Below are 3951 nucleotides of genomic sequence, written 5' to 3' on the forward strand. Positions count from 1 at the left end.
GGCCGCCGACTCCGACGAGGCCGAGACGTCGTGATAAGCGTACTCCTCGTCGCTGGCGTCCTCGTGGCGATGTTCGTCGCCTACAACATCGGTGGGTCGACCACGGGGCCGGCGTTCGGTCCGGCGGTCGGAGCCGACGCCATCTCCAAGCCCGTCGCCGCGGCACTGATGGGCGTGTTCTTCTTCCTCGGCGCCTGGACGCTCGGTCGGAACGTCGTGACGAAACTCGGAAGCGAATTGGTCGTCGACACCGGTATCTTCACGCTCGAATCCTCTATCGCGGTGCTCTTCTTCATCGGCGTCGCACTCCTGGTCGGGAACGTCTACGGCGTGCCGGCTCGACGTCGATGACCGCCGTGGGTGCCATCGCCGGTCTCGGACTGGCCGGTGGCGTGTTGGACCTCGCCGTGATGGGGGAGATAGTCATCTGGTGGGTCGTCTCGCCCATCGTCGGGTTCTGGGTCTCGCTGATCATCGGCCGATACTTCTACGCACGGCTGAACGGGTTGGTCGCGATGGAGCGCAGTACGGGACCGCTGCTCGACGTCGACCGGTCCGGCCTCGTCCCCGTCCCGCGCGTCCACCGGACGACCAACCGCCGGGAACTCGCCGGGACGTTCACCGTCGTCGCCATCGGCTGTCTGATGGCGTTCTCCTCGGGCACCTCGAACATCGCCAACGCCGTCGCACCGCTGGTCGCAGCGGCGAGTTGGCGATGAACCCGGCCATCGTCTTCGGCGGCGTCGCCGTCACCGTCGGGGCGTTCACCATCGCCCGACGAACGCTGGAGACGATGGGTAGCGACATCACGGAGCTACCGCTGACCGCGGCCATCGTCGTCGCGTCGGTCTCCTCGACGCTGGTCGTCTTCCTCTCGGCGCTCGGCATCCCCGCGAGCTTCGTCATCATCGCGACGATGTCCATCGTCGGACTGGGCTGGGGCCGAGCGACTCGACCGATGACCGCTCCCGAGGTGGTCACCGGCGACGGCGGGTCGCCGGTCACGGTCGACGCGCTAGCGGCCGACGAGGAGGGCGAGACGCTTCCGCCCATCGGCGCGGAGGACCCCGAGGACATCCCCAGCCCGGGGGCGCTGTTCAACCCGGTGACGACCGCTCGGGTCGTCATGATGCAGACGTCGTGCCGGCCATCGCGACGGCCGGTGCCTACCTCACGTTCCGGTTCGTCCCGATATTCGGGTTCTGAGCCGCCGCGGGCGCGCCCCGTGGCCGGCCCTCTCACTGAGCGACGAGGGCGACGCCGACGCCCGCGAGCGGGAGTCCCGCGACTCTCGTCGCGGTGATTTCGTCGCCGAGCGCGGCCATCCCGATGAACGCTGGACGACGAAGTACATGGCACCGAGCCCCGAGACGACCGTCGTCGAGCCACGTGAGAGGCCGAGGGACATCGAGACGAAGCCGATTCCCGCGAACAGGCCGGCCACGGCGGCGAGCATCCCGCCTCGCGGCGTGACGGTCAGCGAGGCCCCCGACGAGAAGACGAACCCGACTGCGAGGGCGGTCGCGACGAGATACGAGAGTGCGGCGGCCGTCTCCGGGTCCACGGAATCGGAGGCGGCGTTCCCCACGGCGATCCAGACGCCCCACGAAGCCATCGTCAGCGATTCGAACGCTACGGCCGAGTGGGAGGGCCCTCTGTGCGCACGTTCCCCCTGTGACGCTAAACGGCTCCGGTCGTCGCAGTTCTGAACGAGGCGGGAGCGGCGACCGTCGGCGGCCGACTCGCGCGCCGTATTCGGCACGAACTGTGGCGGACACGGCGACTGGCACACTCCGCGTGCTGGCTATCGAGGGCGCGTCTTTCCCGGACGGGTCGCTCGTTCGCCACCTCGGCGCCGAACGGACCGCGAAACGGTGCGTGCGAACTCGTGAAGTGTCGTGGTACCCCGACCCTCGGAAGGGTTATCCCTCGGCCGGCTCTACGTTTGTTTGTAATGGCAAACGGTACGGTTGAATTCTTCAACGACACGGGCGGCTACGGTTTCATTTCGACTGACGACGGCGACCTCGACGACGACGAAGACGTCTTCTTCCACATGGAAGACGTCGGCGGCGAAGACCTCACCGAGGGGACCGAGGTGGAGTTCGACATCGAGTCCTCTCCGAAGGGGCCCCGCGCGGCGAACGTCGTCCGGACGTAACACCGAGACAGGCTCGTCGCTCACGGCGACGACCGACGACTTCGATTTTTCAGACTGGTACGCCTCCGAGCGGACGCTATCTGCATCCGCCGTCCGTCCGATTCGCGAGCGCTTCGCTGGCCGATACGCGCCGTGTCTTCGGCACGACCAGCGAGACTCAGACACTCGCTATCAGCGGTCGCGGCGGCGGACGGCACGCGTCTGCGCGGTTCGGACCGTTCGAGAGATACTCCACGACCGACGACTGTCCCGGTTCTTTGCCGTCGGGAAGCGTCCTAGCGAGTTACGCCGTGGCACGGCGTGTACTAAACTGCTATGTCTGCATTGAATCCGAGAGTAGACGCGAAGTAGAGAGCGAACGACACGTCGGGCGTCGCCGGACGCGCGTGGGTGTGCCTTTGTACCGGCCCGCCCGAGAAGCGGTATGGGTCACGTGACACTCTACATCGCGACGAGCGTCGACGGGTACCTCGCCGACGAGGACGGGGGCGTCGACTGGCTCGACCAGTACGGGTCGGAGTCGGAGGGAAGCGAAGCGACGGGCGGATTCTCGGAGTTCCTCGAGAGCGTCGACTGTCTCGTCATGGGCGCGACAACGTACCAGCAGGTTCTCGGGTTCGGCGAGTGGCCCTACGGCGAGACGCCGACGTACGTGTTCACGCACAGAGAGCTCTCGCCCGCGACCGAGGCGGTCGAGTTCGTCGACCGAGACGTGGCCGCGGTCGCCGGAGAACTCGAACGGAAGCACGACCACGTCTGGCTGGTCGGCGGTGCGCAACTGGCGCAGTCGTTCCTCCGGGCGAGGGAAATCGACCACTTGCGGCTGTTTCTCGCCCCGATACTCCTCGGCGACGGGATTCGACTCTTCGACGGCGACTACGACCGACAGCGTCTTCGGTTACTCGACACGGCGTCCGACGACAGCGGCATCGTCGAACAGCACTACGAGTTCCTCGACTGAACGCTCGGCCGTCGGCGTCGCCGGGATGCGTGTCTCACCCGCGCGCTACGCCGTCTCGTTCGTGACGACGAGTTTCCCGATGCTCTCTCTGTCCCGCATCGTCCGGAACGCCGCGCCGGTCGAGTCCAGCGGGAACGTCTCGTCAATCTCGGGGTCCAGTCTCCCGTCGGCGACGAGGCCGACCAGTCGTTCGAGGTCCGCCTGCGTCCCCATCGTACTGCCGACGACCGACTTGTGTCTCAGGAACAGGTCGGGGATGTCTATCTCGGAGTACCGACCGGCGGTCCGACCGCAGACGACCATCCGCCCGCCGCGGCGGAGGGCGTCCAGTCCGAGTTGGGTGTACGCGCCGCCGAGGTGATTCAGGACGGCGTCGGCGGGGCCGATGTCCGCGACGGCCGGGCGTATCTCGTCGGGGTCCGTGCTCTCGACAGCGTGGTCCAGTCCCAACTCGGTCAACCGGTCGAGTTTCGACGCCGACGAGGAGGTGCCGACGGTGCGAGCGCCGAGGACTGCCGCGAGTTGGACGCCCGCGACGCCGACGCCGCCCGTCGCGCCGGGGACGAACACGAGGTCGTTCGGTCCCACCTCGGCCCGCCGGAGCATGTGGAAGGCGGTCAGGTACGCCGTCGGGAGGGCGGCGGCCGTCGTCGCGTCGACGGCGCGGGGAGCGAGACGAGGCGGTCGGCCGCCACGAGTGCCCGTTCGGCGAGGCCACCGTGGTACAGCGAGAAGTTCTCGCAGAGGTTCTCGGGGCCCTCGCGGCAGAAGCGACAGGTGCCGCACGTCTCGTTCGGGCAGAGGACGACCCGGTCGCCGGGGTTCGACG

Annotated in this window: 2 protein-coding genes and 3 pseudogenes; 3 read left to right on the forward strand and 2 right to left on the reverse strand. The window is 67.8% G+C overall.

The features are described 5' to 3' along the window. Positions 1-30 precede the first annotated feature (30 nt). A pseudogene (locus GJ632_RS20165) lies at positions 31-1206 on the forward strand (inorganic phosphate transporter). Between the two features lie 32 nt (positions 1207-1238). Here GJ632_RS20165 and GJ632_RS20170 read toward each other — a convergent pair. Next, positions 1239-1615 (reverse strand): annotated as a pseudogene (locus GJ632_RS20170) (EamA family transporter). A 339-nt stretch (positions 1616-1954) separates the two neighbouring features. Here GJ632_RS20170 and GJ632_RS20175 point away from each other — a divergent pair. Continuing rightward, on the forward strand, positions 1955-2161 hold the full coding sequence (locus GJ632_RS20175; protein ID WP_089807816.1) for a cold-shock protein: 207 nt from the start codon (positions 1955-1957) through the stop codon (positions 2159-2161). Between the two features lie 424 nt (positions 2162-2585). After that, positions 2586-3122, forward strand: a complete 537-nt coding sequence (locus tag GJ632_RS20180; protein ID WP_191453863.1) for a dihydrofolate reductase family protein — start codon at positions 2586-2588, stop codon at positions 3120-3122. A gap of 45 nt (positions 3123-3167) precedes the next feature. Here the strand turns inward: GJ632_RS20180 and GJ632_RS20185 are convergent. Continuing rightward, positions 3168-3951 (reverse strand): annotated as a pseudogene (locus tag GJ632_RS20185) (alcohol dehydrogenase catalytic domain-containing protein); the annotation flags it as partial.

The sequence above is a fragment of the Halogeometricum sp. CBA1124 genome (assembly GCF_009741955.1).
Taxonomy (GTDB): domain Archaea; phylum Halobacteriota; class Halobacteria; order Halobacteriales; family Haloferacaceae; genus Halogeometricum; species Halogeometricum rufum.

Bases quoted from the DNA above. Each gene is read 5' to 3' on its own strand.
- GJ632_RS20180 (WP_191453863.1), top strand. From the start codon at position 2,586: ATGGGTCACGTGACACTCTACATCGCGACGAGCGTCGACGGGTACCTC.
- GJ632_RS20175 (WP_089807816.1), top strand. From the start codon at position 1,955: ATGGCAAACGGTACGGTTGAATTCTTCAACGACACGGGCGGCTACGGT.